Source organism: Roseicella aerolata (genome assembly GCF_020523605.1).
In the GTDB taxonomy this organism is placed as follows: Bacteria; Pseudomonadota; Alphaproteobacteria; order Acetobacterales; family Acetobacteraceae; genus Paracraurococcus; species Paracraurococcus aerolatus.
Window position 1 is genome coordinate 1 of the sequence record NZ_JAJAQI010000012.1, and the last position, 26,999, is coordinate 26,999.

Consider the following 26,999-nt stretch of genomic DNA (forward strand, 5'->3'; position numbering starts at 1 on the left):
CCCAACCCTACCGAGGATCACCGCGGTGGCCGCCCGGGGCGCTCCGCTCCGCTCAGCCATGGGGCTTCGCTACGCGCCCCGGGCTCTGTCCCTCCTACACCACCACCAGGGACGCGACCCGCAGGCATCCGTTGTCGCCCACGGAGCTGGCGGCTAGAGCAGATCGTCGTGGGGCGAAAACGCCCAGTGGCGTGCATCTGCGCCGATGACGGGCGTTGGAGCGGGTTGCAGCCCCGGGCCAGGCGCACGGAAGTGTGATCCGGCTCCGCACAGGAGAACCGCGGTGGGATGGCGTCCGGTTCCGGCCGCTGCCCGCTCTCATTACGGCTATGGAATACCGGAGGAAACGGGACATGGACGGCAGCACGCGGCCGCTGACGGTCAGGCGCCTGGCCGGCGCGATCGGCGCCGAGATCGGCGGCATCACCCTCTCGCCCGATCTGCCGGAGGCGGTGATCGCGCAGCTCCGCGCCATCTGGCTGGAGCATGGCGTGGTCTTCTTCCGCGACCAGCAGCACCTGGACGCGCCGGCGCTGGCCGCCTTCGCCCGCCGCTTCGGGGAAGTAGTGGAGTACCCCTTCGTGAAGGGCCTGCCGGAGGCGCCGGAGGTGATCCCGGTGGTGAAGCTGGAGCATGAGACCGTGAATTTCGGCGGCCTCTGGCACAGTGACACCGCCTATCTGGACCGCCCGCCCATGGCGACCATGCTGATCGCGCGGGAGGTGCCGCCCTTCGGCGGCGACACGCTCTTCGCCAGCGGCACCATGGCTTACGAGACCTTGTCGGCCGGCATGCAGCGCCTGCTGGACCCGCTGCGGGCGGTGAACAGCAGCGCCAAGGCGGACGTGACCAGGACGCGCGAGGACCGGCTGAAGGACAATGCGCGCGACGACGCGAAGAAGGTCTATGAGGTCGAGCACCCTGTGGTGCGGACGCATCCGGAAACCGGGCGCAAGGCGCTCTATGTGAATGGCGGCCACACGCTGCGCTTCGCCGGGATGACGGTGGCGGAGAGCACCCCCTTGCTGGAATACCTGTACCAGCACCAGGTCCGGCCCGAATTCACCTGTCGCTTCAGCTGGACGCCGGGTGCGCTCGCCTTCTGGGATAATCGCTGCGTGCTGCACAACCCGGTGAACGACTATCACGGCCACCGCCGGGTGATGCACCGGGTGACGCTGGCGGGGGATGTGCCGCGCTGAGCCGCCGCCGCTTCCGCGGCACCGCCTGGCCGATCCCTGGGTGATACCCCGCTGTTGAGCCCTGGCCTGCGGCCGGGGCCAGCCGTCCGAGGGCGCGGCGGCCCACGGCCCATGCGGCGCAGGCAGGGCCCGCAGGGCCGTTACGACGCCGGCCCTGACCGGATCGGGGCCGGGGCGCCCCGCGAAGGCACCCGGCCCGGGTTCAGCGCTCCGCGAGCGCCGCCTCCACCGCCGCCGCCGTGGAGAACAGCGCGGCATCCGCCATGGTCTCGCCGGTCAGCATCATCCCGACCGGCGCTTCGCCCGGGCGGTGGATGGGCAGGCTGATGCTGCAGCGGTCGAGGAAATTGCCGACCGCGGTGTTGCGCAGAAGCAGCAGGTTGATGCGGTTGTACTCGGCCTCCTCCTCCACCTCGGCCAGGGCCGGCGGGATGATGGGGCAGGTCGGCGTCACCACCGCGTCGAAGGGCGCCGTGCGCCGCGCGATGGCGGCGATCAGCCGGGCGCGGTGATTGACCAGGTCGATATAGTCGGCGGCCGACATGCGCTCCCCGCGGCGGATGCGGGCCAGGATGCGCGGATCGTAGCCCGCCGCTTTCTCCGCGATCAGGCCGCGGTGCCAGGCCCAGGCCTCGCTGGCCGCGAAGCCGCCCATGGCGTTCACCGCCGGCAGTTCGGCCAGTTCCGGAATGTCGAAGAGCTCGATCCGCGCGCCGGCCGCTGAAAGCCGCGCCAGGGCGCGCTGGAAGGCATTGGCGACGGTCGCGTCCATGTCGTCCGTCAGGAAGGTGCCACGCGGCAGGCCGAGGCGGAGGCCGGCGACGCCGCGCTGCGGCAGGGGCTGCGGATCCTCCTCCCCGCTGATCACCGCATCCAGCAGGGCGCAGCAGGCGGTGCTGCGGGCCAGCGGGCCGACCGAATCGAGCGAGGGGGCGAGCGGCAGCACGCCGGTGATGGGCACGCGCCGCGCCGTCGGCTTGTAGCCGACCACGCCGCACAGCGCCGCCGGCACGCGGCAGGAGCCGCCGGTATCCGTCCCGAGGCCGCCGAAGCCCATATGGTCGGCGGCCGCGACCCCGGCGCCGGAGGAGGAGCCGCCCGGCAGCCGCCCGGTCTTCCGGTCCCAGGGGCTGCGCGGCGTTCCGTAATGCGGGTTCACGCCGAGGCCGCTGAAGGCGAATTCGGTCATGTTGGTCCGGCCGATGACGACGAAGCCCATGCGCTTCAGCCGCGCCACCACCGGCGCGTCGGTCCTGGCCGGCGGGGAGTCCTTCAGCACGGCGGAGCCGGCCGGCGTGGGATGGCCGTGCTCGTCGAACAGGTCCTTCACCGTGACGGGGATGCCGGCCCAGGGGCTGGGGGCTCGGCCGGCATGGCGCAGCGCGTCCATGGCGCGGGCTTGCGCGCGCGCGGCTTCGGCATGCACCGCGATGAAGGCGCGGGCGCCCTCGCCGGCAGGATCGGCGATGCGGTCCAGCGCGGCATCGACCAGGCTGGCGGCGGAGATGCGGCCGGCGGCGAGGGCGGCGGTGGCGTCGGCAATGTGCTGCATGCGCCGATGCTGGCCGGGACGCGCGGCCTCGGCAAGGGGCGGCGCCCGGCTGCCGCCCCGCATGGGCCGTCGCGGAAGACCCGCCTGCCCGGCCTCTCGTCGGGGGTGCCGCAGCTGCCGGCCTCTCCGTCGTCCGGGCGGGCGTGACCTGGCAGGGATGGCGGGCGGGATCGCCGGCGGGTCAGGTGGAGGCCCTGGCCCCTGCCCTGCGGCTTATACTGACGGCCGTTGATGGTAACCCATCAACGGCCTCTCATCCGGGCCCCATCGCAGCACGCTGCGATGGGAACCCGTCGCCGGGCGGTTTGCTCCGCAAACCTTGGCTAGGCCGTGCAGGCGGCGGCGCCCGTCCGGGCGCTCGGCATGAATGGGATATTCATGCCGCTGGTATTACTGGCCGGCCTCGTCGTCGTTGGCGGGCGGGAACTGCCGGATGCGCTCGACCGCCGCCGGGTACATCAGCGCGCCGAACATCCAGCCTTCCAGCAGCATGATGCCCTCCTCCTCCTCGGTCTCGGGCGGCGTGCCCGGCCCTTCGTCGCTCATCGCGCCTGTTCCCCCGCAGTGGTTCTACCGGGCGAATGCGGGGCGGCCGGGCTTGTTCCACCGATAGCGCGGTGTTCATCCGTTCTGCCATCTGCTATAGCAGCCTCATGAGCATCGCCGCACTGCATCCGGTCGCCAGGCTTGCCGAGGAGGACATGCTGTCGCTGGCCGAGCGGGCCTACCGCCGGCTGCGCGATGCGATCGTCCAGGGCGTCCTGCCCGCCGGCAGCCGCCTCTCGGAACGCAGCCTGGCTGCCTCCCTCGGCATCTCCGCCCAGCCGGTGCGGGAGGCGCTGCGGCGGCTGGAGCAGGACGGCATGGTCATCACCCTGCCGCGGCGCGGCACGGTGGTGGCGGAATTCGGCCCGGAACGGCAGGCCGAAATGGGCCGCATCCGCGCCGCGCTGGAAGGCGCCGCCGCCGGGATCGCGGCGCGGCGCGCCGCGGCGGAGGCGCTGGCGGCGCTGGCGGCCCAGTTGCAGGCCATGCGGGAGGCCACGGCGGCCGGCCGGCCCGAGCAGATCTCTGAGGCCAATGAGCGCTTCCACGCCCTGATCCATGCGGCGACGGAGAATGCCTTCCTGATCCGCTCCCTCGCCGCGCTGCGCGCCTTTGACCATTTCGGGCGCGCCCGCGCCCTGAACAGCACGCCGCAGGAATTGCCGCGCGCGCTCGAGGAGCATGCCGGCATCCTCGCCGCCCTGGAGGCGCGCGACCCCGACCTGGCCGAGACCCGGATGCGCGCGCATGTGCTGCGTTCGCTGGAGATCGGCGGCCTGCTTCCCCCTGCCCCGGAAAGGACGCCCACGCCATGACCCTGCCCCCCGACCGCCTGCGCGCGGCGCTGACCGGCATTTCCGGCATCCTGGTGACGCCCATGGATGCCGAGGACCGGATCGTCCCGCAGCGGCTCTCGCCCATCATCGCCCGCGCCGCCGAGGCAGGGGTGGATACGCTGACGGTCAACGGCAATACCGGGGAGTTCTATGGCCTCTCCTTCGCCGAGGCGGAGCGGATGCAGGCCGAGGTGCCGGCGCTCATCGCCGGCCGCACCGCGGTGGTGGCCGGCATCGGCCGCAGCCTGGCCGAGGCCTGCGCCCTGGCCCGCCGCGCCCGGGCGGACGGGGCGGATGCCATCATGGTGCACCAGCCGCCCGACCCCTTCGTCGCGCCGCGCGGCGTGGTCGCCTATGTCTCGAAGGTCGCCGAGGCCGCGGGCCTGCCGGTGGTGCTGTACCTGCGCAATGACGGCATCGGCCTGCCGGCGATCGAGGCGCTGACGAGGATCCCCGGTGTGGTCGGCGTGAAATGGGCGACGCCGAACGTCATGGTGCTGGCCCAGGCGATCCGCCGCGCGGGGCCGGACGTCTCCTTCATCTGCGGCCTCGCCGAACCCTGGGCGCCGCCGATGACCGCGCTCGGCGCGCAGGGCTTCACCTCCGGCGTCATCAATGTCGTGCCGGAGAAGTCGGTGGCGATCCTGCGGGCGCTGCGGGCCGGCGACTTCGCCGCGGCCAATGCCGGGATCGCCGCGATCCACGCCTTCGAGGCGCTGCGGGCGGAGGAGCAGAACGGCGCGAATGTCGCCGTGGTGAAGGCGGCGCTGGCGCTCTCCGGCATGGATGTCGGCGCGGCGCGCCCGCCGGCCGCCTGGCCGCTGCCGCCTGGCTCCGCCGCCGCGCTGCGGGATCTGCTGGCCGGCTGGGGGATGCTGGCGCGGTAGCCGGCGGCATCGCGCCCCCGGGCGGCTGGCCCGGAGGCGTGGCGCCTATTCCGCCGCCTGCCGCACCGCAGCGGGCAGGGCGCCGGGCACGGCCTCGCCGGTCCAGAGGCTCTCCAGCAGCGCCTCCGCCGGGCCGGCGCCGATGACGGGCGCGCAGAGCTCGCGGAACTTCTCCGACAGCTCGGCATCCGAGAGCGGCGCGTCCGGGTCGCCCTTGCGCGTCGGCTGGAAGCGGTAGAGCTCCCGCCCATCCGCCAGCGCCACCCGGACCTTGGCGGCGCGCTTCGCCGGATAGGCATCCGCCAGCTCCGGGTCGAGTTCCACCGTCACCTTCGGCATGATGGCGCGGATGTTGGGGTTCTGCAGGTTCTCCGGCGCGAAGGCGGCGATGCGCACGCCGCCGAGGACCAGCAGCGCGCCCATGGTGAACTGGACGGAGAAGCGGGCCTCCTGCTCCGTCGTGATGCTGGGGCGGTCGCAGATGCTCTTGGTCGGGCCATAGCCGCCGACATGGATCCTCGCCACGTCCTCGGCCGTGAAGCCGTGCTCCCGCTGCAGGTCGCGCACGGCATCGAGGGCAGCGAAGATATGGCCGCAGCAGCCGTGGTTCTTGAAGGTCATCTCGGTGATGCAGACGCGCGTGCCGAGATCGGCCAGCGCCTTGTCCCACTTGCCGGTATCCTCGCTGGTCGCCGCCGCGAAGCCCTTCGGCCCGTGCAGCGCATCCAGCGCGCCGGTGACGCCGGCCGCGGCGCCGATCGCCGCCAGTGCGCCGGCATCCGCGGCATGGCCGGGATGCAGGGGCTTCGACATGGAATCCGACAGGAAGGCCTGCTGCAAGCCGCCGGCGAAGGTCGCGGCGGTGGCGATGGCGTGGCCGATCTTCTCCGCGTCGCAGCCTAGCGCGACCGCGGTGGCGACGGCGGCGCCGAAGGTCCCGACCGTGCCGGTGGTGTGCCAGTTCCTGTAGTGGCTCGGCTGCACCGCCATGCCGATGCGGCAGGAGACCTCGTAGCCCGCGGTGATGGCGCGCAGCAGGTCCTCCATCGTCCCGCCCTGCTGCTGCACGGCGGCCAGCGCCGGCGCGATGGTCGGGCAGCCCGGGTGGTAGCCGGCATCGCGGAAGATGTCGTCGAACTCCACCGTATGGCTGGCCGTCGCGTTCAGCAGCGCGGCATGCCGCAGCGGGCCCGGCTGGCCATCCACGTAGCAGATGGACCGGCCCGGCCCCCGCTCGGCGGCCATGGCCGCGGCCAGCAGGGTCGCGGGCGGCTTGGAGAGGCCGGGCAGCAGCGCCGCGAACCAGTCGATCAGCGCCCGCCGGGCATGGTGGGCGACCTCGGCCGGCAGCGGGCGCGAGCGCCAGGCGGCGGCATGCTCGGCAAGCGTGGGAAGCGGGTTGTCCACCATGCGGGCTCTCCCTTGTTGCTGCCCATCCGGTGCACGCTCCGGGCCCGTTGGCGGCAGTGCCGCCAACCCCTGCGTGACCGGATGGGGCTACGCGTTGCCGCGCAGCACCTCCTTGTTGATCACCACATCCTCGTCCAGCCGGTTCCCGAAACAGGCCAGGATGCTGTCGGCGCAGGAGAGGCCCATGCGCCGGAAGGACTGCTCGGTGGCGGCCGCGGAATGCGGCGTCAGCACCACATTGGGCAGCCTGAGCAGCGGGTTGTCCGCCGTCACCGGCTCCTCCCAGAACACGTCAAGGCCCGCCGCGGCCAGGTGTCCGCTGGTCAGCGCGCCGGCCAGCGCCTTCTCCTCCACCAGCGTGCCGCGGGCGGTGTTGATCAGCACCGCGCCACGCTTCATGCCGGCGATGAACTCTCCGTTGATCATGCCGCGCGTTTCGGCGCTGCTCGGCAGGTGGATGGTGACGATATCGGCCTCGGCCAGCGCCGCCTGCAGGTCCTTCACGGGCGTGAAGCCGGCGCCCTTGATGGTGTTCTGCGGCACATAGGGGTCGCGCACCAGGACGTTCATCCCGAAGGCGGCGCAGAGCCGCGCGACGCGCCCGCCAATGCGGCCGAAGCCCATCACCATCACGGTGCTGCCCGCCAGGTCGAAGGTATGCGGCACCGGCGGGGTGATCCAGGTCAGGGCGCGCAGCTTGGCGTCGTACTGCGCCGTTCCGCGGGCGATGTTCAGCATCAGCATCATCGCATGCTCGGCGACGGAGACGGCGTTCGCATCCGGCGTCACGGTCAGCGGGATGCCGCGCTCGGTCAGCGCCGGCACGTCCACCGCGTCGTAGCCGACGCCATGGCGGGCGACGATGCGCAGGTTCGGCGCATGCTTCAGGAAGTCACGGTCGATCCGCGTCGCGCGGACGATCACCGCCTCGGCCTTCGGCATGGCGGCGGCGATGGTCTCGGCATTCACCGGGTCCAGCACCTCCACCGTCACGCCGGGCGCGCTCCGCAGCTTCTCCAGCGCCTCCTCATGGACGGAGCGGAGGCAGACGACATGGGGCATTCGGTTGGTTCCTTGCTAGTCGGCGGTGGCGCCGGAGATGCGGACGATCTCCGCCCAGCGCGGGATCTCGGCGCGGAGGTAGTCGGCGAATTCCTCGGGGCGGCTCGGCAGCGGCTCGCTCCCCTGCTCCAGCAGCCGCCGGCGCAATTCCTCGCTCTGCAGCGCCGCCCGGATCTCGGCGGAGAGCCGCGCGATGGCCTCCGGCGGCGTGCCGGCCGGGGCGAGGATGCCGTTCCAGAGCGGGATCTCGAAGCCCGGCAGCGTCTCCCCGACCGTCGGCACCTCCGGCAGCAGGGCGGAGCGCTTCGCGGTCGTCACCGCCAGCGGCCGCAACTGCCCGGCCCGCACCGCGCCGATCACCTCGACCATGGGGGAGGCGAGCATCTGGATCTTGCCGGCGATCAGGTCGGTCGCCGCCGGCGCGCCGCCCCGGTAGGGCACATGCACCATCTCCACCCCCGCCCGCGCGGCGAACAGCGCGGCGGCCAGGTGCAGGGAGGTGCCCGAGCCGGCGCTGCCGTAGAAGACCTTGCCCGGGTTGCGCTTCGCATGGTCGATCAGCCCCGCGATGTCGCGCGCCGGCAGGTCCGGGTGCACCACGATCAGGTTGGGGATGACCGCGACCTGGGAGATGGGCGCGAAGTCGCGCAGCGTGTCGAAGGGCAGGCTGCGGTAGAGCGCGCGGTTGGCGGCGAGGATGCCGCTGACGCCCATCAGCAGCGTGTGGCCGTCCGGCGCGGCGCGCACCACCGCCTCGGCCCCGATATTGCCGCCGGCGCCCGGCCGGTTCTCCACCACCACCGGCTGGCCGAGCCGGTCGCCCAGCGCCTGCGCCACCAGCCGCGCCGTGACATCGGTGCTGCCGCCGGCGGCGAAGGGGACGACAAGGCGGAGCGGCCGTTCGGGCGCCCAGCCCTGGGCGCGGGCGGCGCGCGCCAGGAGGAGCCCTGCGATGGAGCCGAGCACGAGGCGACGCCGCATCCTTTCCCCTCCCTTCCCTCCCCCCTGTCTGACGCGGGGGGTTCGCCGGCCAGGCGGGCGGCCTATTGCAGATGCGCCGCCGGGCCCAGGATGGCCTCGCGCATGCGGGCCTGCAGGATGGAGGCCTCGCGCGGCGGCAGCACCAGCGGCAGGGTCGCCGCGTCGATCTTCACCTGGGCGAAGAGCGGGCCCTGGCCGGCGCGGATGGCCTCGCGCAGCGCCAGCACCTCCGCCTCGGTCTCCACCCGCCGGCTGTCGGCGATGCCGGCGGCCCGGGCCATGCCGGCCAGGTCCACGCCGTGGCGCGTCGCCGTCTCCTGCATGCCGGTCTCGCCGTAATGCTCGTTGTCCAGCACGACGACGGAGAGGTTGCGCGGCTGCTTGGTGGCGATAGTGGCCAAGCTGCCGATGCCCATCAGCATCTCGCCATCGCCGGTGATGACCAGCACCGGGCGCGAAGGCTGCGCCAGCGCCAGGCCGAGGCCCATGACGGCCGCGCCACCCATGCCGCCCCAGAGCGGCAGGTTGCGCGGGTCGTCCCCCGCCGCGGTGATGTCCCAGGCCGGGGCGCCGAGGCCGCCGATGACCAGCATCTCGCCCCGGTCCTCGAGCAGCGCCCGCACCACGGACCGCCGCTCCAGCCGCCCGCTGGCGGCGCGTTCGATCTTCGCCATGGCGATCACTTCCCGCCCCTCACTTTCCGAACGTCTTGGCGCCGAGCACGCGCTGGCCGATCAGCGTCGCGGTCGGGCGGTAGGTGTTGAAGGCGAGGCGCAGGGTGGCGTTGACCGTGGGGGCCACGTCCTCCGGCGTGTCGGCGCGCTTGACCAGCGTGCCCATCGCCTCCAGCACCGCCTGGGTGGCGTTGCCCATCGGCACCTGGAAGGGGTTGAACTCGCCATAGTCGCCCCGCATGGTCACGAGCATCGGGCAGGGCGTGCGATGCGCGATCGGCACCGAGAGCATGTTGATGCAGTTGCCGACGCCCGAGGACTGCATCAGCAGCACGCCCTTCTCGCCGCCCAGCCAGGCGCCGAAGAGCATGGCGATGCCCTCCTCCTCGGTGGTCAGCGTCACCACCTTCATGTCGTTGTCGGCCAGGCACCGCTTGATCAGGCGGGAATGCCCGGCATCCGGCACCAGGGCGACCTGGCGGATGCCGTGCTCCTTCAACAGGGCATAGATCTGGTCCGGCCAGTCCGTGGCCGCGTCTGTCGCGCTCTGCATGCGTTTCCCCTCATCGGCGCGCGGCGCCGTCCTCCAGGCAGGAAGGGCAGCGCCGCGGCCGGGCATTTCGCAGCGCGGACTCTGCCGGGGCCTGGGCGCCCCGGCGCAATCCGCTCTGGCCGCACCATCCCGCGGGAGGCGCCGGCTGGCAAGACCGGCCCGGGGCTTGCTAGACCCCAGGGGCGCGGCCCGATCCCGCCGCCCCGCCCCGGGGCGGCGGCCGCACCGGCGCGCCGGATATGGGGTTGTGACCATGGCCTTCGTGCAGGCGGTGGGCGGCACGCGCTACGTCTTCCCGGACCTCCGGACCCTGCTGGCGCGGGCGACGCCCTTGCGCTCGGGCGATGTGCTGGCCGGGGTGGCGGCGGAGACGGCGCTGGAACGGGTGGCGGCGCAGCGGGCGCTGGCCGAGCTGCCGCTGCGGCATTTCCTGGCGGAAGCGGTGGTCCCCTATGAGGCGGACGAGGTCACCCGGCTGATCCAGGACCGGCATGATGCCGCCGCCTTCGCTCCTGTCGCGCACCTCACCGTGGGCGGCCTGCGCGACTGGCTGCTAGGGGACGCCGCGACCTCCGAGGCGCTGGCGGCGCTGGCGCCCGGCCTGACGCCGGAGATGGCGGCAGCGGTCAGCAAGATCTGCCGGCTGCAGGACCTGGTGGCGATTGCCGCGAAGTGCCGGGTCACCACCCGCTTCCGCAACACCATCGGCCTGCCCGGGCGGCTCTCCATCCGGCTGCAGCCCAACGACCCGGTGGACGACCCGCGCGGCGTCGCCGCCGCGATCCTGGACGGGCTGCTGCTGGGCGCGGGGGATGCCGTGATCGGCGTGAACCCGGCGACCGACAACATCGACAACACCATCCGCCTGCTGGAGCTGCTGGACGCCGTGCGGGACCGCTACGCCATCCCGACCCAGTCCTGCGTGCTGGCGCATGTCACCACCAGCCTGCTGGCGATCGAGCGCGGCGCGCCGGTCGATCTGGTGTTCCAGTCGATCGGCGGGACCGAGGGGGTGAACCGCAGCTTCGGCGTCAGCCTCGCCCTGTTGCGGGAGGCGCGGGAGGGCGCCCTCTCCCTCCGGCGCGGGAGCATCGGCGACAACGTCATGTATTTCGAGACCGGCCAGGGCAGCGCCCTTTCGGCCGAGGCGCATCACGGCTGCGACCAGCAGACCATCGAGGCGCGGGCCTATGCCGTGGCGCGGGAATTCCAGCCCCTGCTGGTGAATTCGGTCGTCGGCTTCATCGGGCCGGAATACCTGTTCGACGGCAAGCAGATCACCCGGGCGGGGCTCGAGGATCATTTCTGCGGCAAGCTGCTCGGCCTGCCGATGGGGGTGGATGTCTGCTACACCAACCATGCCGAGGCCGACCAGGACGACATGGACGCGCTGCTGACCCTGCTCGGCGTCGCCGGCGTCACCTACATCATGGGCGTGCCGGGGGCGGATGACGTGATGCTGGCCTACCAGTCCACCAGCTTCCATGATGGCCTCTATCTGCGGGCGGCGCTGGGCAAGCGGCCGGCGCCGGAATTCGAGGCCTGGATGGAGCGGATGGGCATCGAGGCGGCAAGCGGCGCGGGCGAGCTGCCGGGGCGGATGGCGCCGGCGCTGGTGGGCCTCTCGTGACCGTGCCACCCGCGCCGCCGGGCGGAGACGGGGCCGGGCCGCCCACCCCTGCCGCCGCGCCGGCGCGCTGGACCGAGTTGCGACGCTTCACCGCCGCCCGTGTCGCGCTCGGGCGCGTCGGCAACGGCTTGCCGACCGCGGCGCATCTCGACTTCCAGGAAGCGCATGCGCGGGCGCGGGACGCCGTGCATTCCGGCCTGGACCATGCGGCGCTGGAGGCGGACTTGGCGCCGCTCGGCCTGCCGCTGGCGCGCGTCGCCAGCCAGGCGCCGGACCGCCGGGCCTATCTGCTGCGGCCTGATCTCGGCCGCAGGCTGCGGGAAGCGGACCGCGCCCGCCTGCCGGCCGCGCCGGGCGCCTTCCTTTTCGTCGTCGCGGACGGGCTCTGCGCCACCGGCGTGCAGGCACAGGGACCGGCGGTGATCGCCGCCGCCCTGCCGCTGCTGCGCGGCCTCGGTGTGGAGGTCGCGCCCATCATCATCGCCGACCAGGCGCGGGTGGCGCTCGGCGACGATATCGGCGGCGCCATGGGCGCGGCCATCGTCGCCATGCTGATCGGGGAAAGGCCGGGGCTGACCGCGCTGGACAGCCTCGGCCTCTATCTCACCTATGCGCCGCGGCGCGGGCGGACGGATGCCGAGCGCAACTGCATCTCCAACATCCGCCCGGGCGGGCTTTCCCCCGGGCAGGCGGCGGAGAAGCTGGCCTGGCTGACCAATGCCGCGATGCAGCTGGGCGAGACCGGCGTGGCGCTGAAGGATGAGCAGCCCACCGCCTTCCTGTTGCCGCCGGCATGATCCAGGTCACCAGCCGGATCAGCCTGGACGAGAGCGAGCTGCGGGAGGAATTCCTGCGCGCCTCCGGTGCCGGCGGGCAGAACATCCAGAAGGTGGAGACCGCCGTGCAGCTCCGCTTCGACGTGGCGCAGAGCCCGAACCTGCCCGAGCCGGTGCGGGAGCGGCTGCTGCGCCTCGGCGGCCGGCGGGTGACGAAGGAGGGTGTGCTGGTCATCACCGCCCAGCGCCACCGGACGCAGGAGCGGAACCGGGAGGATGCGCGGGAGCGGCTCCTCGCCCTGATCCGGGAGGCCGCGATCCCGCCCCCGCCGCCGCGGCGGCCAACCAGGCCGACGCTCGGTTCCAAGGTCCGGCGGCTGGAAGGCAAGGCGAAACGGGGCGATGTGAAGCGCATGCGCGGCAAGCCCGTGGCCGACTGATACCGGCCTGCATAAGTCCTGACCTGCAGCCGCCGAAGGCGGCTGAGCGCCCTAACGGGCGCCGCGCCAAGTGGCGCGTAGCCAAGCCGCGAAGCGGCGCCGGCGACTGAGGCCGCATAAATGCGTCAGCATTTATGCGGGGCGGTATGATGCCTGGCTCAGGACATGCCGACGCATGTCCTGCCTCAAACGCCGGCGGCCCTCCGGTCCTTGGCGTCGCGGCATCGGCCGCGGCGCGGGCTGGCCCCCGCGCCGCAGGGGCCAATGACCGGGTCGCGCCCGGACCATCGGGTGTTGCCTCGGGAAGCCAGGGACGAGGTCGTCCCGACCGGCAGGCGGTGCGCCGCATGCCCTGGCGCCCTCTCCGGGATCGGCTGCCCAGGCGGCGCGGCACCGGTCAGCCCGGCGCAGACGCCATGCGCTCAGCGCCTGTCGCCGCCGAGCGCGGAGCGCACCCGCTCGACGCGCTTGGCGTCCCTGGCCCCGACCGCCAGGACCGCCCTGGCTCCGTCGAGGGTCGCCGCCAGCGCGGCGGCGAAGTCGGGGCCGCCCATCTCGCGCCGGGCAAGACGATCCAGGACCGCGGCGACGCGCTCGCCGGCTTCCGTCCGCTCGACCGAGAAGAGGCGCAGCGTCCAGCCCTCGGCCTTCGGCACAGCCGCCAGCGCGGCGCGCTTCAGTGCCGCCTGGACATCCGCATCGGCGGGCAGGCGGAAGGTTCGCCCCGCGTCGCGGACGCCCTCCCGGTAGGCGCGGACGCGGATGCAGCGGGAGGGTTCGGCTTCGGTCATCCGGGCAGCATGCCACAGGCCAGCGCGATGCCGAAAAGCCCGGGACAGGAAACAGGGGCGCCCTGCCCCCGCCAGTGGCCGGCCCGCCCCGGACCGGGCCTCATCCAGCGTCGGTCCAGCCGTGCCCCCCACCTCGCCCGGGATCGCCATCCCAAGGCGACGGACGCCCGGCTTCTCGCAAGGTCTATCGGGCCTCTGCATCCGGGGGTGCCGCGGGCAGGGTGAAGCGGAATACGGCGCCGCCCCCGGGATTGGCCTCCACCCAGAGCCGCCCCCCATGCGCCTCGATGATGGTGCGGCTAATCGACAGGCCCACGCCCATGCCGTCGGGCTTGGTCGAGACGAAGGGCTCGAACAGCCGCCCGGCGACCTCCGGCGCCAGGCCCGGGCCGGAGTCCGCCACCGCGACCTCGACCGTCTCGGGGCCGGCCAGTGCCGCCTTCACCACCAACTCCCGGTACCGCGTTGCCGGCCTGCCCCTCGCCGGGACCTCGCTGACCATCGCCTCGAACGCGTTGCGGATGAGGTTGAACAGCACCTGCTGGATCTGCACCCGGTCGACCTGCACCGGCGGCAGCCGGGGGCCGAGGCGGAGCGCCAGGGCAATGCCGCGCTCCCTGGCGCCCACCATCGCCAGCGCGCTCGCCTCCTCGACAAGCCTGGGCAGATGCTCCGGCCTCTTCTCGGTCTCGCCATGGGCGACGAAGTCACGCAACCTCCGGACGATCTGCCCCGCCCGCAGCCCCTGTCCCGCCGCGAGGTCCATTGCCTCCCGCACCTCCGTCATCGCCCCGGGCCCCTGGGGCGCGGAGGCGGCCAGCATCCGCCGCGCCGCCTGGAGGGCAGTGGTGGCGGCAGTGAGCGGCTGGTGCAGCTCATGCGCCAGCGCCGTGGCCATCTCCCCCGCCGCGCTGAGGCGCGACACATGCAGCAGCTCCGCCTGCAGCTCACGCAGCCGTGCCCCGCTCGCGCGCAGGGCCGCCTCGGTCTCCTTGCGCTCGGTGATGTCGCGCAGGACCCCGTGCAGGCGAACCGCCCGGCCCTCGGCGTCCCGGTGGGCCCGGCCATGCACCTCGAGCCAGCGGACGGCATCGTCGCCGGCACGGCGGATGCGGCACTCCACGGTCGCCTCGGACTCGCCGTTGAGGGCGGCGCGGTAGGCGCGCTCCACGGCCCCGCGATCCTCCGGCAGCACATGCGCCAGGAAGGCGCCGTAGCTCCAGGCGGGCAGCGTGGCCCTGTAGCCGAAGATCGCGTCGTGGGAGGGCCCGCGCAGCACCGCGCCGGTGTCGAGATCGACTTCCCAGAAGGCGAGACGGCCTGCCGCCAGGGCGAGGTGCAGCCGGGACTCGCTCACGCGCAGCGCCGCCTCGGCGCTCTGGCGCTCCCGCACCACGGCCACGTATTTGGCGATGGTGCCGAGGAAGGCGAGATCGCCCTCGGACAGGCGGTCGCGCCCGCGCGTGCCGAAGGAGAGCGTGCCGAGCAGCCGGTCCCCGGCCGAGAGGAGGGGGAAGCAGGCATAGGCGCGGATGCCGTGCCCTTTGATCAGCCGTAGCTTCGGGTCGCCGGAGGCCTGGACATCGGTGAGGTACATGGCCCGGCGCGTCTGCGCGACCGTGCCGCAGACGGCTTGGCCGAAGGCGAGCCGGGCGAGCCCGGTCCTGGCCTCCTCGGGCACCCCGAAGCAGGAGGCGAGCCGCAGCCCTTCGCCCGTCTCGTCGAGGACGAAGCTGAAGGAGACGTCGATGCCGAACTCCGCCGCCAGCGACCGGAAGAGCGGCTGCAGCACCTCGTCCGGGTCCCTGACGGCGAGCAGGCCGGCCGCCGCCGCCGACAGGAGTTCGAGCCTGCGCGAGTGCCGGTGCAGCCTGTCCTCGGCGCGCCTGCGGTCATCGATGTCGATCCCGACCCCGATCCAGCGCCTGACGCGGCCATCCGGGTCGCGCTGCGGCGTACCCCGGACGAAGAACCAGCGGTGGATACCGTCGGAGCCGCGGCGGATGCGGTACTCGATCTCATAGCCGGACTCGCTCGCCACCGCGCCGGCCCAGGCCGCGCGCACGGAGGCGCGGTCCGCCGCATGCACCGCCGCGAGCCAGCCCTCGCCCATCGCCTGTTCCGCCGGGAGCCCGGTGAAGTCGATGTAGTACTGGTTCACATAGCTGCAGCGGCCCTGGGCATCGGTGAACCAGACCATCTGCGGCGAGACCTCGAAGAGCGCGCGGTAGCGCGCCTCGCTCGCGCGCAGCGCCGCGCCGGCCGTCTCCGCCTCGTGCTGCCGCAGGCCCGCCGCCATCTCGGCCTCCACGGCGCCCGCGAGATCCCGGAGCGCCGCCTGCTCCGCGGCCGTCCAGGCGCGCGGCCGGTGGTCGATCCCGCAGAGCGCGCCGATGATGCAGCCATCCGGCAGCGCGAGCGGCATGGCGATATAGGCCGCGATGCCGAGTTCCTCGATGGCGGGGTTGTCGCCCAGGCGCGGGTCCTCGCGCACATCGGCCACGGCGAGCGGCAGACCGGCCTCCACGACCCAGCGGCAGAAGGAATAGGCCAGCGGCGTCTGGCGCCGGCCGGCCCAGGGCTCGGCCAGGCCCTGGGCGCTCAGGAAGAACTGCCGCTCGGCATCCAGGAGCGAGACGAGGGCCACCGGCACCCGCAGCAGGTGGCAGGCAAGGCGGGTCAGGCGATCAAAGCGCTCCTCGGCCGGCGCGCCGAGCAGCCCGCTCGCGCGCAGCGCGAGAAGACGCCGCTCGGCGCCGTCCGCCGTCCGGTGACGTGAAAGGGCCCCCGTCATGCGCCGCCCTCCGCTCTCCGGTCCCTCGGGGACACCGCCCTCGCCACTGGCCCTCGGCCGGCGCGGGCGGATCAGCCCCTTCGCTCGCCTGCGGCCGGGAGATGGGCACCCGCCCTGGCCTGGTCAGCCCTCGCCCCCGGACCGCCTCAGGATCCCTGGCCGCCCTGGCAGGCGCCATGGCCGTCTGCATTGCGGACGCCGCCCGGTGCGATCGCCTGAAGGCCGGTCAGCGCCACCCCGTCATGGCGGGTCCCGCACCATTGCACCCCGGTCCGACGGCCGGCCATGCCGGCAGCCTCCCCGCTCCCCGATCTCAGGACCTCATGCGTTCATAAGAATTCATAATTCATCATACGCCCCGGCACCGCCCTGCCAACAGGGCCCGGCCGCACGGAGTGGCGCCGACCCGCAGCCCGCCCGGCCCGCCCCCGGCCCGAAGGTGACGAAGCCGCCCGCCACCGCATCCTCCCGGATCGCCAGCCGCGGGCAGTCGGTGCGCCAGACCTCCATCACCTCCCGATATGGCCGCGACTCCGCCGCCATCCGGGCGCCAAGGTCACGCGGCAGCGGTCGGGTCGTTGCGGCCATGCGGCCCCTCCTTCCGCGCGGCGGCGAAGCGCGGCGCATCCTCCGGCCCTGCATCACGCCAGTTCAACCTTTCCGAAACCGATGATGGCCCCCCGCCCCGGTTCCGGGCTAGAGGGCGCGCATGCTCAAGGGTGTCCTCACCGTCGGCGGCTGGACCATGGCCAGCCGCGTCCTCGGCTTCGCGCGCGACATGCTGATCGCCGCCAAACTCGGCGCGGGGCCGATGGCGGATGCCTTCTTCGTCGCCCTCAAGCTGCCCAACCTGTTCCGGCGGCTGTTCGGGGAGGGCGCCTTCAACGCCGCCTTCGTCCCGGCCTTCTCCGGGACGCTGGCCGTGCAGGGGCCGAAGGTCGCGCAGCAGCTTGCCGAGCGCATGGCCTCGATCATGACGCTCTGGCTTTCGCTGCTGGTCGTCATCGGCATCATCACCATGCCGCATCTGATGACGGTGCTGGCGCCGGGCTTCACGGATGATCCGGCCAAATTCGCCCTCGCCGTCGAGCTGACGCGCATCACCTTCCCCTACCTGCTGCTGATCTGCCTGACCGCCCTCGTCTCCGGCGTGCTGAACGGGCTCGACAGATTTGCCGCTGCCGCGGCGGCGCCGGTCTTCTTCAACCTGCTCTCCATGGCGGCGTTGCTGGTGCTGACGCCCTATGTGGCGACGCCGGCGCATGCCCTGGCCTGGGGCGTGACGGCCTCGGGCGCGGTGCAGCTCGGCCTCGTCCTCTGGGCCTGCGCGCGGGCGGGGATGGCGCTGCAATTCCTCAAGCCCCCTTCCCTGGCGCCGGAGGTGCGGCAGGTGCTGCGGCGCATGGTGCCCGGCATCATCGGCGCCGGCGTCACCCAGCTCAACCTCGCCATCGACGTCATCATCGCCAGCTTCCTGCCGGCCGGCGCCGTCTCCTACCTCTACTATGCCGACCGGGTCGGGCAGCTTCCGCTCGGCGTCATCGGCGCCGCGGTCGGCACGGCGATGCTGCCGCTGCTCTCGCGCCAGGTGCGGGCGGGGGAGCACCTGTCCGCTCACCGCACCATGAACCGCGCCATGGAGATGTCCCTGCTGCTCTGCCTGCCGGCGGCGGCGGGGCAGGCGGCGGCGGCCTGGCCGATCGTCTCCGTGCTGTTCCAGCGCGGCGCCTTCGGCGCGGCCGAGGCGAGCGCCACCGCGGCGGCGCTCTCGGCCTATGCCATCGGCCTGCCGGCCTATGTGCTGGTGAAGATCTATGCCCCGGGCTTCTTCGCCCGCGGGGACACCGCGACGCCGGTGAAGGTGGGCTTCGCCGCGGTCGGGCTGAACCTCGCGCTCAATCTGGTGCTGACGCACTGGCTGCTGCATGTCGGCGTGGCGCTGGCGACCGCGCTCTCGGCCTGGTTCAACGCCTTGATGCTGGGCTGGCTGCTGAACCGGCGGGGGCAGCTGATCCTCGACCGGCGGCTGCGCCGGCGCATCCCCCGCCTGCTGCTGGCCGCGGCGCTGATGGGGGCCGCGATCTGGACGCTGGAGGGGCTGCTGTTCCCGGTGGCCGGGCCGCTGCGCTTCGCGGCGCTGGCCGTGCTGGTGGGGGCGGGCGGCGTGGTCTATTTCGCCGCGGCGCAGCTGCTGGGCGCGGTCGAGCTGCGGGAGGTGCGCAACCTGCTGCGGCGGCGGCGGAAGCCCGCCGCCGCGCCTTCCGCTTGACCTGCCGCCCTCCCCGGGGGATCACGCCGCCTCCTCAACACGGCGATGGTCTCCACCCCCATGCAGCGCGTCTTCTCGGGCATCCAGCCCTCCGGCATCCCGACCCTCGGCAACTATCTCGGCGCCATCCGCAACTGGGTGCCGCTGCAGAATACGCATGACGCGATCTATTGCGTGGTGGACATGCACGCCATCACGGTCTGGCAGGACCCGAAGGAGTTGCAGACCCAGACGCGGGAGATGGCGGCGGCGCTGATCGCCTGCGGCCTCGATCCCGCGAAGTGCATCCTCTTCGTCCAGTCGCATGTCCATGCCCATGCGCGGCTCGCCTGGATCTTCAACTGCGTCGCCCGGCTCGGCTGGCTGAACCGGATGACGCAGTTCAAGGACAAGGCCGGCAAGGACCGGGAGGCGGCGTCCAGCGGCCTCTATGTCTATCCGAACCTGATGGCCGCCGACATCCTGGCCTACAAGGCGGTGCTGGTGCCGGTCGGGGACGACCAGAAGCAGCACCTGGAACTGGCCAATGACATCGCCGAGAAGTTCAACCACGACTACGGCGTGGCGGGCTTCTTCCCGCGGATCGAGCCGCTGATCCAGGGCGTCGCCGCCCGCGTCATGAGCCTGCGCGACGGCACCAAGAAGATGTCGAAGTCGGACCCCTCCGACCAGTCGCGCATCAACCTGACCGACGACCGCGACGCCATCGCCCTCAAGATCCGCCGCGCCAAGACGGACCCGGAGCCGCTGCCCGACCATGTCTCGGGCCTGGAGGGCCGGCCGGAGGCGCGCAACCTGGTCGGCATCCTCGCGGCCGTGACCGGCACCCTGCCGGAGAACGTGCTGCGCGAGCATGGCGGCAAGGGCTTCGGCGCCTTCAAGGAGGTGCTGGTGGAGGCGCTGGTCGATCACCTCTCGCCCATCCAGCGGGAGATGCAGCGGCTGCTCTCCGACCAGGCGGCGCTGGATTCGGCGCTGCGCCAGGGCGCGCAGCGGGCGGCGGCGATCGCCGAGCCGATCGTCACGGAAGCCGAGCGCATCGTCGGCTTCCTGCCGCGCTGAAACAGGGCGGCGCGCGCGCCGTCAGGAGGCGTGCCGCGCCGCCCCGCCGCCCGGCCGGAGCCGCCGGGCCAGCGGCGCGACGACATGCTCCACCACCGGGATCAGCGCCGCGCCCACCACCAGCCCGACGACGGCCGAGCCCGCCGCGGTGACCAGCCAGGCGACCACGCCACCCAGCGTCGGCACCGCATGGCCCGCCGCCTCGGCCGCGTCATGCAGCAGGTGGGCGGGGCCGGTGATGCCGTATTCCTCCAGCCCGTGCAGCAGGATCCCGCCGCCGACCCAGAGCATGGCGACGGTCCCGACCATGCCGAGGAGCTTGAGGAAGACCGGCATGCCCACCACCAGCAGCCGGCCGAGGCCGCGTACCGCCCCGGTGCGGGCGCGCGCCACCAGCGCCACGCCGGCATCATCCGCCTTCACGATCAGCGCGACGGCGGCATAGACCGCGATGGTGATGCCCAAGCCCACCAGCGCCAGCACCGCCGCCTGCATCCAGAGCGAGGCCTCCGGCACCGTCGCCAGGGTCAGCGCCATGATCTCGGCCGAGAGGATGAAATCGGTCTTGATGGCCGAGCTGATCCGCGCCTCCTCGAAGGCCACGGGGTCCTCGGGGGCGGCGCCGGTCTTCGCCTCATGCTCGTGCGCGGCATGGGGCCAGAGCGCCTCGTAAAGCTTCTCCGCCCCCTCGTAGCAGAGGAAGGCGCCGCCCAGCATCAGCAGCGGGGTGATCGCCCAGGGCGCCAGCAGGCTGAGGAGGAGGGCGGCCGGCAGCAGGAAGAGCAGCTTGTTCTTCAGGGAACCGAGGGCGATCCGCCAGATGATCGGCAATTCCCGGGCGGCGGCGAAGCCCACGACATAGCGCGGCGTCACGGCGGCATCGTCCACCACCACCCCCGCCGCCTTCACCCCGGCCCGCCCCGCCTGGGCCGCGACATCGTCGAGCGAGGCGGCCGCGACCTTCGCCAGGGCGGCGACATCGTCCAGCAATGCGATCAGGCCCGTGGCCAAGCTGCCCTCCCGGTTCCGCTACCCTGCTCTCCCAACCGGCCAGGAGCGGCCGCGTTCCACGGGGCGCCCGGCCGGCACCATGCTGCAAGCCTGCGGCCGCGGCAGCGGCAGCGGGCATTCACAGCAGAGCGGCCCCGGCCGGAGCCGTCGCACAATGGCAAAGGCCAGGGATGCCTGGAAGGGAGGCGGTCGGCGCGACGGATGCGGCGGCCCCGGCCCTTGGCCCCCTGGCGGCGCGCCGCCCCTTGCGAAGGCGGGCCTTCAGCCCACCCGCAGCAGCGCCGGGCCGTTCACCCGCAGCCATTCCACCGCGGCGTCGCGGTGCGGCGTCAGGCGCTCGACATGCGCCCAGAAGCGGGGGCTGTGGTTCAACTCCTTCAGGTGGGCCACCTCATGCGCCACCACGTAGTCCAGCACCCAGTCCGGGGCCATCACCAGGCGCCAGGAGAAGGCGAGGGTGCCATCCGGCGCGCAGGAGCCCCAGCGGCTGCGGGTGTCCTTCAGCCGGATGGCGCGGGGCGAAACGCCGAGCAGCGCGGCATGGCCGGCGGCCAGCACCCGGATGCGGCGCTGCGCCTCGGCCTTCAGGAAGGCGGCCAGCCGGGCGGGCAGCGCTGCCTCCGGCCCGCCGACCAGGATCGCGCCGGCGGCGAGCGTCACGCCCGCTGGCGCCGCGGGATCGTGCCGGACCACATGGCGCAGGCCGCCCAGCGGTAATTCGGAACCCGGGGCGAGCGGGATATGGGGGGAGAGGGCGGCCAGCCGCTCCATCACCCAGGCGGCATGGGTGGTCAGCAGCGCCATGCCGGCGCGGCGGCCGGCGCGCGGGGGCAGCGTGACCACCACCTCCCCGGCCCGGGGGTCGATCCGCAGGCTGACCCGGCGGGCCCGGCTGGAGCGGCGCCAGCGCACCGGGCAGGCCATGGTCTCGGCTGCCGCCCCGCCGGGCGAATTGCCGGGCAGGGCGACGGTCTCCGCTTCGGTCTGGTCCATGCCCCCACCATGCGGCGGCCCGGGGGTCCGGTTCAACGGCTTGACACGTCTCGTTGCGGAATGGCCGGGGCGTGTCAGCACAGGCGTGATCGGCGGCGGCAGAGGCACGGCGCGCCGGTCCGGCAGGATGTGCCGCCGGATGGGCAGAGATTGCCGGATGTTAGGCAGGCATCAACCACAATCTCGTAAAACGAGACGTGTCCAAAACCTGGGAGCTTTCGATGCCAGCCATCCGCCCTCTCCGTCGTTCCCTGCTGCCGGCGCTCGCGCTGGCGGCCGCCGGCCTCGCCTCCGCCTGCGCCCCGCAGGCCGGTGTCACCAGCCAAGCCGCGATCCTTGCCACCCCGGTCGTCAACACCGTCGCCTTCACCTCCTTTGCCGCCGCACCCTTGGTCGCGGCGGCGCCGGCGGTGGCCGCCATGCCCGTGGTCGCCTCCACGCCCGTCCTCGCCGCGCCCGCCCCGATGATGAGCAGCGTGACGCCGGCCACCATTGCCGTGACGCCCATGGTCACCTCCACGCCTGTCATCGCGGCGGCCCCGGCGATGAGCGGCATCGCACCGGCCACCCTCACCGCGCCGCTCTCGGTCGCTGCCGTGGCGATCCGCTAGAGCAGATCGCAGACGGGCGTGAACGCCCCGCAGCGTGAATCTGCTCCAAGAACAAAGACCTACAGCGGATAGGCGTTCAGATATGAACGCAATCCGCTGTAGGCTCGGCAGCGGGGCCGGTCAGGGACCGGTGACCACGACCTCCACGCGCCGGTTCGCGGGGCTGAAGGGGTCCTCCGGCCGGAGGGGCTGGAGCGGCCCGAATCCCTGTGCCCGCATTCCCGCGGTCGGGGCGCCGCGCGCGGCGAGCGCCTCCACCACCGCGCTCGCCCGCAGGAAGGACAGCGCGAGGTTCCAGGCGAAGCGGCCCCGGGCATCGGAATGGCCGTTGACCTCGACCCGTGCGCCGCGCAGCCGTTCATCGCGCAAGGCAGCCGCCAGGTTGTCGAGCAGCGGCGCGGCCGAGGGCGCGAGGGCATAGCTGTCGAGGCGGAAAGGAAGGGAGAGGAGGACGCGCCGCTCCGCCGGGGCAGGCTGGGCGGGCATGAGGGTAGCGACGGGCATGGTCGTGGCCGGCGGCTGCGCCGCGCAAGCGGCGAGGAGGAGCATCACGGGGAGGCAGGTGGCGCGCCACATGGCTCAGTTCCCCCGGCCAGGGGCGAGCGCGTGCAGGAGGCGCTCCACATCCGGCACGCCGTCCCGGAGGTCCGTCGCCGCGCCCACAGGCCGGCGCAGGCCGAGCGCCCGCTCGACCGCCAGGGGGTCGGGCGGCAGCCGGTCCTCGAGATCATGGAGCCAGGGCTCGATCGGCAGGGCGCGCGCCAGCCGATCTATGGTGCGCGCGGCCCGCGCCGCCTCCGCCGCATCGCCGGCCGGCAAGGAATCGCCGGTGCGGCGGGCCTGCCCGGCCATGCGGCGGGGCGGGGCGGCATCCGCCGGCAGGGGCCGGGCCGGGCTGGAATGCCGGCCGGGTTCAACAACGGCGGGGCGCTGGCCGCCCAGGCTGCCGCAGGCCGCCGGATCGGCCAGGCACCGGGCCACCAGATGGGCCATGCGGGCCTCGCTGCCGCAGGGCAGCGCGCCGACATAGCAGCCATCCAGACCCGCGGCCGAGGCCCCGGCCAGCATGCCGGGCAGGCCGATCGCCGCGCCCACCACCCAACCGCACCACCTGCCTGCCACGCCGACCGCCCCGTTTCCGTTCCGGCTTCCGCTAGCGCGGCTTTCGCCAAGAATCGGTTACGCGCGGCGATGCGGCGAGGCTCAGCCCGGCAGGGCCTTCACCTCGGTCTCGACGAAGGAGAGCGGCGCGGTCCCGGCATTGACCACGTTGTGCTCCGTCCCGGCCGTGCGGGAATAGGCGAGGCCGGCCTTGAGATCGGCGGTCATCGTCTCACCGCCCGGCAGTTCGAGCAGCAGAGTCCCGTCCGTCACCGGCACCACCACATAGAGCCAGCCATGGCGGTGCCAGCCGGTCTCGGCGCCGGGGTTGAAGTCCCAGCGCGTGACGCGGACATGCTCGTTGTCCACCTGGACGGTGGCCGTGGCCGGCTCCCGGCAGCGAAGCGGGCCGCCATCCAGCGGCAGGCCGGAGGTCGTGCTCATTCCGCGGCCCTGGCCGGCGCCAGGCCCGGCAGCGGCAGCGCGCCGGCCGCCTGCCAGGCGGCCCAGACGGCATCGGCCTGGGCCTGGGTCAGCTTCAGATGCGGCGGGCGGATGGTGCGCCAGCCATCATCGCCGGTGGAGCGGGCGATGATCTCGCGCAGCCCCGGGATCAGCGGCACGGAGGTGGCGGCGCGGCGGGTCGCGGTGAGCGTCGCCTGGGCCGCATCGGCCTCCGGCCCCGTCCGCTTGGCATAGACGATGCCGCCCCAATGGCTGTTGCCGTTGGAGGCCGCGGTGATGCAGCCCGCGCCGCCCTCGGCCAGGATCTTCTGCAGGAACTCGTCCGAGCCGGAATAGACCTCGAACCCGTCCCTGGCGAAGGCGTCCACCATCGCCTTCATGTTGGCGTAGTCGCCGCTGCTGTCCTTCACGCCCTTGATGGTGCCCGGGAAGGCCTTCAGCAGCCGCTCGATGAGGGAGAGGCTGAAGGGCACCGCCGATTGCTGCGGGAAGTGGTAGAGATAGAGCGCGATGCCGCCGCCCGTGCGGTTCACCACCTCGGAGAAATAGGCGAAGAGCCCGTCATCGGAGGGGGCCTTGTAGTAGAATGGCGGCAGGACCAGGACGCCGCGGCAGCCCTGGGCCTTGGCATGCAGGGTCAGTTCCACCGTATCCGTCAGGCTGGCGCAGCCGGTGCCGGGCATCATGCTGGCGGCCGGGACGCCGCGGGCGATCAGCCCTTCCAGAATCGCCTTGCGCTCATGCAGGCCGAAGCTGTTGGCCTCACCGGTGGTGCCGAGCACGCCGAGGCCGTTGCAGCCATTGGCCAGCAGCCACTTCGCATGCGCCGCCATCCGGTCCGGATCGGGCGCGAGGTCCGGCGTCATGGCCGTCAGCACCGCCGCATTCACGCCGCCGAAGAGGGCACCCTGCATGATCGTTTCCTTCGCATCCGCTCTCCGCGCCTTCGTCGCGCGGCCGTGTGGCGGCGTCAACCGGGGGCGGCGCCGTCCTGCCGGCCCCTGACATGCCGACGCATGTCATGCCCCGAACGCCGGCGGCCCTCCGGGCCTTGGCTGCACGGCGCGGCCGCAGGTCAGGACGTCATGGGCGGAGGCTCACTCCTCCTCCGGCGGGCGGGACCGCTTGCTGCGCGGCTCCTGCCCCGGCCAGCGGACGATATGGTCCTCGAAATGGCCCGCATCGCGCTCCCGCACCGCCTTGCCGCGGACGGAAATGCCGGCCTTGTGCACCGTCTCCGGATCGCCCGAGACCAGCGGGTGCCACCAGGCCAGGTCCTTGCCCTCCTCGATCAGGCGATAGGCACAGGTCGGCGGCAGCCAGTCGATCTTCCGCAGGCGCTTCGGCGTCAGCTTGACGCAGTCCGGCACCCATCTGCGCCGGTTCTCGTAATCGGCGCAGCGGCAGCTCGGGATGTCCAGCAGCCGGCAGGCGACATTGGTGAAGGCGAGTTCATCGGTCTCGTCATCGCGCAGCTTGTGCAGGCAGCAGCGGCCGCAGCCGTCGCAGAGACTCTCCCACTCCGCCCGGCTCATCGCCTCGAGCGGCTTGGTCTTCCAGAAGGGCGGCTTGTCGGACACGGGCGGACCCTAGCCCGCGGGCGCCCCGGCTGGAACAGGCGGGTCGGCCTCCTTTCGGGCAGGGCATGTCTTCCGGACAGGCAGGCCGGCTCGCGATCCGCCCTATCGGCGCGGGCCGGCGATCGGCGGCAGCGGCGTGGACTGCACCGGACCGCCGGCGGGCGCCCCCCGGGTGTCCGGGGCATAGCCGGGCGCGGCGGGTTCCGCCTGCGGCACCGGCGCCGCCTCGGCCCCGCCATACCGCATCAGCGCCGCCCGCAGCGGATCGGCGCCCGGATTGTGCACCTGCATCGCCACCACGATCTGCCGGGCCGCGATATCCTGGCCGTAATAGGCCCGGTTCAGTTCGCTCCGCGCGGTCAGCAGCGAGCCTTCCAGCGCGATGCCGGCGAAGAGGCCGCGGGAGCGGGCGAAGGCCATGATGTCCGCGCCCGCGCCGGCGGTCGCACCCTCCACCCCCGCACCGACGGTGGCGACGGCCACCGAGGCATCGGCGCCGAGCTTGAACTGGCTGTCCATCAGCGCCGAGAGGGCACGGTCGGACATGATCAGCATCAGCACCTGCATGTCCTGCACGCCGATCTGCAGGCCGAGGCTGCCGGAGGCCATGCCGTAGAAGGCCGGCGCGGACCAGGAGCCGGCGGCGTCGCGCGCCACCAGCACGCAGCCGCCCCCCTCGCCGCCCAGGATGAAGCCGGCGCGGAAGATTCGCGGGCAGACCAGGGCGGCGCGGGCGCGGCGGAGGAACCGGCGGGCATCCTCGACGGCCCCGGCATCGCCGGTGGTCAGCAATTCCTGCACCGTGAGCGTGCTGCGGTCCACCAGGCCCTGCGCCTCGCCCTGGTCATCCGCCCGGGCCGGCAGGGCCGCCAGCAGCAGCAGGGCGGCGAGCAGCGCGCGCATCAGCGGAGCGGCGGCAGGGTGGAGCGCTGCACCGGGCCGCTGCCGAGCGTCTGGCCCGGCACGAAGCCGGACGGATTGTCGGCCGGCGGTGCCGAAGCGGCCGCGCCGCCGCTGCCGAAGCGCATCAGCACCGCGCGCAGCGGATCCGCGCCCGGATTGTGCGCGCGCATCGCCACCACGATCTCCCGCGGCCCGACATCCTGCCCGTAATAGCTGCGGTTCCACTCGCTGCGGGCGGTGAGCAGGGAGCCCTCCAGCGTCAGCCCGGCATAGAGGCCGCGGGCCCGGGCGACCGCGACGATGTCCCCGCCGACCGCGGCGGTGGTCGCACCCTCCACCGAGCCGCCGAGGGTCGCCAGCGCGAGCGAGGCATCGGCGCCCAGCTTCACCTGGCTGTCCAGCACGGCGTCCAGCGCCTTCTGGTTCATGATGAGCATCAGGATCTGCATGTCCTGGATGCCGGCCTGCAGCCCGAAGGTGCCGGAGCCAAGGGTGTAGAAGGCGGGCGAGGACCAGGAGCCGGCGGCATCGCGCCCGAGCAGCACGCAGCCGCCGCCCTCCCCGCCGAAGAAGAAGCCGGCGCGGAAGATGCGCGGGCAGACCATGGCGGCACGGGCGCGGCGCAACAGGCTCTGGGCATTCACCCGGTCATTGCCCTCGCCCAGGATCTCCTGCACCGAGAGGGTGGCGCGGTCCACCAGCGCCTGTTCCTCCCCCGTGCCGGGGGCGCCGCCGGCACAGCCGGCCAGGACACCCAGGGCAAGGCCCAGCGCCGCCAGCCGTCGCTTCATGAGACGAAGCATGAAAGCCCCCTGCCAAACCCCCGAACTGGCGCGAGATTACTGCCATTGCCGGGACCATCCAAGGGCG

27 protein-coding genes are annotated in these 26,999 nt (G+C 73.0%); 9 read left to right on the forward strand and 18 right to left on the reverse strand.

Annotated features, from left to right (window positions below):
• Positions 1–353 precede the first annotated feature (353 nt).
• Positions 354–1,202 (forward strand): TauD/TfdA dioxygenase family protein, encoded by an 849-nt coding sequence (locus tag LHA35_RS09705; protein WP_226607623.1) that lies wholly within the window; start codon positions 354–356, stop codon positions 1,200–1,202.
• A 202-nt stretch (positions 1,203–1,404) separates the two neighbouring features.
• Here LHA35_RS09705 and LHA35_RS09710 read toward each other — a convergent pair whose 3' ends face one another.
• Positions 1,405–2,754 carry an amidase gene (locus tag LHA35_RS09710; RefSeq protein ID WP_264185453.1) on the reverse strand — a complete coding sequence of 450 codons (1,350 nt, stop codon included), beginning with the start codon at positions 2,752–2,754 and terminating at the stop codon, positions 1,405–1,407.
• Between the two features lie 390 nt (positions 2,755–3,144).
• The gene (locus LHA35_RS09715) at positions 3,145–3,300 is read right to left on the reverse strand and encodes a hypothetical protein (protein ID WP_226607628.1); all 156 of its coding nucleotides are present in this window, start codon (positions 3,298–3,300) and stop codon (positions 3,145–3,147) included.
• A 107-nt stretch (positions 3,301–3,407) separates the two neighbouring features.
• On the opposite strand from LHA35_RS09715, the gene LHA35_RS09720 reads away from it, so the two are divergent.
• Positions 3,408–4,115: a GntR family transcriptional regulator gene (locus LHA35_RS09720; protein WP_226607631.1), complete on the forward strand. Its 708-nt coding sequence runs from the start codon at positions 3,408–3,410 to the stop codon at positions 4,113–4,115.
• On the forward strand, positions 4,112–5,023 hold the full coding sequence (locus LHA35_RS09725) for a dihydrodipicolinate synthase family protein (RefSeq protein ID WP_226607633.1): 912 nt from the start codon (positions 4,112–4,114) through the stop codon (positions 5,021–5,023). The genes LHA35_RS09720 and LHA35_RS09725 overlap by 4 nt, the downstream gene beginning before the upstream one ends.
• A 45-nt stretch (positions 5,024–5,068) precedes the next feature.
• Here LHA35_RS09725 and LHA35_RS09730 read toward each other — a convergent pair whose 3' ends face one another.
• The 5 genes from LHA35_RS09730 to LHA35_RS09750 all read right to left on the reverse strand — a co-directional run bounded on the left by LHA35_RS09730 (position 5,069) and on the right by LHA35_RS09750 (position 9,703).
• Entirely contained in the window at positions 5,069–6,433 is a 1,365-nt protein-coding gene (locus tag LHA35_RS09730; RefSeq protein WP_226607636.1) for an MmgE/PrpD family protein, read from the reverse strand.
• Between the two features lie 87 nt (positions 6,434–6,520).
• Positions 6,521–7,495 (reverse strand): hydroxyacid dehydrogenase, encoded by a 975-nt coding sequence (locus LHA35_RS09735; RefSeq protein WP_226607639.1) that lies wholly within the window; start codon positions 7,493–7,495, stop codon positions 6,521–6,523.
• 15 nt (positions 7,496–7,510) lie between these two features.
• Positions 7,511–8,476, reverse strand: a complete 966-nt coding sequence (locus LHA35_RS09740; RefSeq protein ID WP_226607642.1) for a Bug family tripartite tricarboxylate transporter substrate binding protein — start codon at positions 8,474–8,476, stop codon at positions 7,511–7,513.
• Between the two features lie 62 nt (positions 8,477–8,538).
• A complete protein-coding gene (locus LHA35_RS09745; protein WP_226607645.1) occupies positions 8,539–9,150 on the reverse strand; it encodes a thiamine pyrophosphate-dependent enzyme in 612 nt (203 codons plus the stop codon).
• 19 nt (positions 9,151–9,169) lie between these two features.
• Complete coding sequence (locus LHA35_RS09750) at positions 9,170–9,703, reverse strand: thiamine pyrophosphate-binding protein (protein ID WP_226607648.1); 534 nt, start codon at positions 9,701–9,703, stop codon at positions 9,170–9,172.
• Between the two features lie 253 nt (positions 9,704–9,956).
• On the opposite strand from LHA35_RS09750, the gene LHA35_RS09755 reads away from it, so the two are divergent.
• The 3 genes from LHA35_RS09755 to arfB are packed head-to-tail and all read left to right on the forward strand — an operon-like array spanning position 9,957 to position 12,549.
• A complete protein-coding gene (locus tag LHA35_RS09755) occupies positions 9,957–11,333 on the forward strand; it encodes an ethanolamine ammonia-lyase subunit EutB (RefSeq protein WP_226607923.1) in 1,377 nt (458 codons plus the stop codon).
• The gene (gene eutC, locus LHA35_RS09760) at positions 11,330–12,130 is read left to right on the forward strand and encodes an ethanolamine ammonia-lyase subunit EutC (RefSeq protein ID WP_226607651.1); all 801 of its coding nucleotides are present in this window, start codon (positions 11,330–11,332) and stop codon (positions 12,128–12,130) included. Before LHA35_RS09755 ends, eutC begins: the two co-directional genes overlap by 4 nt.
• A complete protein-coding gene (gene arfB / locus LHA35_RS09765) occupies positions 12,127–12,549 on the forward strand; it encodes an alternative ribosome rescue aminoacyl-tRNA hydrolase ArfB (RefSeq protein WP_226607654.1) in 423 nt (140 codons plus the stop codon). The genes eutC and arfB overlap by 4 nt, the downstream gene beginning before the upstream one ends.
• A 422-nt stretch (positions 12,550–12,971) precedes the next feature.
• Here arfB and LHA35_RS09770 read toward each other — a convergent pair whose 3' ends face one another.
• Together LHA35_RS09770 and LHA35_RS09775 are read right to left on the reverse strand one after the other, a co-directional pair.
• Positions 12,972–13,340 (reverse strand): hypothetical protein, encoded by a 369-nt coding sequence (locus tag LHA35_RS09770; RefSeq protein ID WP_226607656.1) that lies wholly within the window; start codon positions 13,338–13,340, stop codon positions 12,972–12,974.
• Positions 13,341–13,524: 184 nt separating this feature from the next.
• On the reverse strand, positions 13,525–16,134 hold the full coding sequence (locus tag LHA35_RS09775) for a PAS domain S-box protein (RefSeq protein ID WP_226607659.1): 2,610 nt from the start codon (positions 16,132–16,134) through the stop codon (positions 13,525–13,527).
• A gap of 709 nt (positions 16,135–16,843) precedes the next feature.
• Between LHA35_RS09775 and murJ the strand changes: the two genes are divergently transcribed.
• Positions 16,844–18,403 carry a murein biosynthesis integral membrane protein MurJ gene (murJ, locus tag LHA35_RS09780; protein WP_226607662.1) on the forward strand — a complete coding sequence of 520 codons (1,560 nt, stop codon included), beginning with the start codon at positions 16,844–16,846 and terminating at the stop codon, positions 18,401–18,403.
• Between the two features lie 60 nt (positions 18,404–18,463).
• A complete protein-coding gene (gene trpS, locus LHA35_RS09785; RefSeq protein ID WP_226607934.1) occupies positions 18,464–19,465 on the forward strand; it encodes a tryptophan--tRNA ligase in 1,002 nt (333 codons plus the stop codon).
• Positions 19,466–19,486: 21 nt separating this feature from the next.
• On the opposite strand, the gene LHA35_RS09790 is transcribed toward trpS, so the two are convergent.
• Both LHA35_RS09790 and LHA35_RS09795 read right to left on the reverse strand, forming a co-directional pair.
• A complete protein-coding gene (locus LHA35_RS09790) occupies positions 19,487–20,476 on the reverse strand; it encodes a DUF808 domain-containing protein (protein WP_226607666.1) in 990 nt (329 codons plus the stop codon).
• 261 nt (positions 20,477–20,737) lie between these two features.
• Positions 20,738–21,469, reverse strand: coding sequence for a M48 family metallopeptidase (locus LHA35_RS09795; protein WP_226607669.1), 732 nt, complete (start codon positions 21,467–21,469; stop codon positions 20,738–20,740).
• A gap of 221 nt (positions 21,470–21,690) precedes the next feature.
• On the opposite strand from LHA35_RS09795, the gene LHA35_RS09800 reads away from it, so the two are divergent.
• Positions 21,691–22,080 (forward strand): hypothetical protein, encoded by a 390-nt coding sequence (locus LHA35_RS09800; protein ID WP_226607672.1) that lies wholly within the window; start codon positions 21,691–21,693, stop codon positions 22,078–22,080.
• A gap of 120 nt (positions 22,081–22,200) precedes the next feature.
• Here LHA35_RS09800 and LHA35_RS09805 read toward each other — a convergent pair whose 3' ends face one another.
• The 7 genes from LHA35_RS09805 to LHA35_RS09835 all read right to left on the reverse strand — a co-directional run bounded on the left by LHA35_RS09805 (position 22,201) and on the right by LHA35_RS09835 (position 26,932).
• Positions 22,201–22,584, reverse strand: a complete 384-nt coding sequence (locus LHA35_RS09805) for an OmpA family protein (protein ID WP_226607674.1) — start codon at positions 22,582–22,584, stop codon at positions 22,201–22,203.
• Between the two features lie 75 nt (positions 22,585–22,659).
• On the reverse strand, positions 22,660–23,202 hold the full coding sequence (locus LHA35_RS09810; protein ID WP_226607676.1) for a hypothetical protein: 543 nt from the start codon (positions 23,200–23,202) through the stop codon (positions 22,660–22,662).
• Positions 23,203–23,283: 81 nt separating this feature from the next.
• Complete coding sequence (locus tag LHA35_RS09815) at positions 23,284–23,625, reverse strand: cupin domain-containing protein (protein ID WP_226607678.1); 342 nt, start codon at positions 23,623–23,625, stop codon at positions 23,284–23,286.
• Positions 23,622–24,560, reverse strand: a complete 939-nt coding sequence (locus LHA35_RS09820) for a dihydrodipicolinate synthase family protein (RefSeq protein ID WP_226607680.1) — start codon at positions 24,558–24,560, stop codon at positions 23,622–23,624. Before LHA35_RS09820 ends, LHA35_RS09815 begins: the two co-directional genes overlap by 4 nt.
• Before the next feature lie 183 nt (positions 24,561–24,743).
• Positions 24,744–25,226: a YcgN family cysteine cluster protein gene (locus LHA35_RS09825; RefSeq protein ID WP_226607684.1), complete on the reverse strand. Its 483-nt coding sequence runs from the start codon at positions 25,224–25,226 to the stop codon at positions 24,744–24,746.
• A 102-nt stretch (positions 25,227–25,328) separates the two neighbouring features.
• Positions 25,329–26,129: a lipid-binding SYLF domain-containing protein gene (locus tag LHA35_RS09830; protein ID WP_226607686.1), complete on the reverse strand. Its 801-nt coding sequence runs from the start codon at positions 26,127–26,129 to the stop codon at positions 25,329–25,331.
• Positions 26,129–26,932 (reverse strand): lipid-binding SYLF domain-containing protein, encoded by an 804-nt coding sequence (locus tag LHA35_RS09835; RefSeq protein ID WP_226607689.1) that lies wholly within the window; start codon positions 26,930–26,932, stop codon positions 26,129–26,131. The genes LHA35_RS09830 and LHA35_RS09835 overlap by 1 nt, the downstream gene beginning before the upstream one ends.
• Between the last annotated feature and the right edge of the window lie 67 nt (positions 26,933–26,999).

What these genes read in the sequence shown, in the direction of transcription:
- LHA35_RS09795 (WP_226607669.1), bottom strand. Translation starts at nt 21,469, where the DNA reads ATGGACCAGACCGAAGCGGAGACCGTCGCCCTGCCCGGCAATTCGCCC.
- LHA35_RS09720 (WP_226607631.1), top strand. Translation starts at nt 3,408, where the DNA reads ATGAGCATCGCCGCACTGCATCCGGTCGCCAGGCTTGCCGAGGAGGAC.
- trpS (WP_226607934.1), top strand. Translation starts at nt 18,464, where the DNA reads ATGCAGCGCGTCTTCTCGGGCATCCAGCCCTCCGGCATCCCGACCCTC.
- LHA35_RS09815 (WP_226607678.1), bottom strand. Translation starts at nt 23,625, where the DNA reads ATGAGCACGACCTCCGGCCTGCCGCTGGATGGCGGCCCGCTTCGCTGC.
- LHA35_RS09735 (WP_226607639.1), bottom strand. Translation starts at nt 7,495, where the DNA reads ATGCCCCATGTCGTCTGCCTCCGCTCCGTCCATGAGGAGGCGCTGGAG.
- arfB (WP_226607654.1), top strand. Translation starts at nt 12,127, where the DNA reads ATGATCCAGGTCACCAGCCGGATCAGCCTGGACGAGAGCGAGCTGCGG.
- LHA35_RS09770 (WP_226607656.1), bottom strand. Translation starts at nt 13,340, where the DNA reads ATGACCGAAGCCGAACCCTCCCGCTGCATCCGCGTCCGCGCCTACCGG.
- murJ (WP_226607662.1), top strand. Translation starts at nt 16,844, where the DNA reads ATGCTCAAGGGTGTCCTCACCGTCGGCGGCTGGACCATGGCCAGCCGC.
- LHA35_RS09705 (WP_226607623.1), top strand. Translation starts at nt 354, where the DNA reads ATGGACGGCAGCACGCGGCCGCTGACGGTCAGGCGCCTGGCCGGCGCG.
- LHA35_RS09830 (WP_226607686.1), bottom strand. Translation starts at nt 26,129, where the DNA reads ATGCGCGCGCTGCTCGCCGCCCTGCTGCTGCTGGCGGCCCTGCCGGCC.
- LHA35_RS09755 (WP_226607923.1), top strand. Translation starts at nt 9,957, where the DNA reads ATGGCCTTCGTGCAGGCGGTGGGCGGCACGCGCTACGTCTTCCCGGAC.
- LHA35_RS09745 (WP_226607645.1), bottom strand. Translation starts at nt 9,150, where the DNA reads ATGGCGAAGATCGAACGCGCCGCCAGCGGGCGGCTGGAGCGGCGGTCC.
- LHA35_RS09820 (WP_226607680.1), bottom strand. Translation starts at nt 24,560, where the DNA reads ATGCAGGGTGCCCTCTTCGGCGGCGTGAATGCGGCGGTGCTGACGGCC.
- LHA35_RS09800 (WP_226607672.1), top strand. Translation starts at nt 21,691, where the DNA reads ATGCCAGCCATCCGCCCTCTCCGTCGTTCCCTGCTGCCGGCGCTCGCG.
- LHA35_RS09835 (WP_226607689.1), bottom strand. Translation starts at nt 26,932, where the DNA reads ATGCTTCGTCTCATGAAGCGACGGCTGGCGGCGCTGGGCCTTGCCCTG.
- LHA35_RS09715 (WP_226607628.1), bottom strand. Translation starts at nt 3,300, where the DNA reads ATGAGCGACGAAGGGCCGGGCACGCCGCCCGAGACCGAGGAGGAGGAG.
- LHA35_RS09730 (WP_226607636.1), bottom strand. Translation starts at nt 6,433, where the DNA reads ATGGTGGACAACCCGCTTCCCACGCTTGCCGAGCATGCCGCCGCCTGG.
- LHA35_RS09750 (WP_226607648.1), bottom strand. Translation starts at nt 9,703, where the DNA reads ATGCAGAGCGCGACAGACGCGGCCACGGACTGGCCGGACCAGATCTAT.
- LHA35_RS09710 (WP_264185453.1), bottom strand. Translation starts at nt 2,754, where the DNA reads ATGCAGCACATTGCCGACGCCACCGCCGCCCTCGCCGCCGGCCGCATC.
- LHA35_RS09775 (WP_226607659.1), bottom strand. Translation starts at nt 16,134, where the DNA reads ATGACGGGGGCCCTTTCACGTCACCGGACGGCGGACGGCGCCGAGCGG.
- LHA35_RS09725 (WP_226607633.1), top strand. Translation starts at nt 4,112, where the DNA reads ATGACCCTGCCCCCCGACCGCCTGCGCGCGGCGCTGACCGGCATTTCC.
- LHA35_RS09805 (WP_226607674.1), bottom strand. Translation starts at nt 22,584, where the DNA reads ATGCCCGTCGCTACCCTCATGCCCGCCCAGCCTGCCCCGGCGGAGCGG.
- LHA35_RS09740 (WP_226607642.1), bottom strand. Translation starts at nt 8,476, where the DNA reads ATGCGGCGTCGCCTCGTGCTCGGCTCCATCGCAGGGCTCCTCCTGGCG.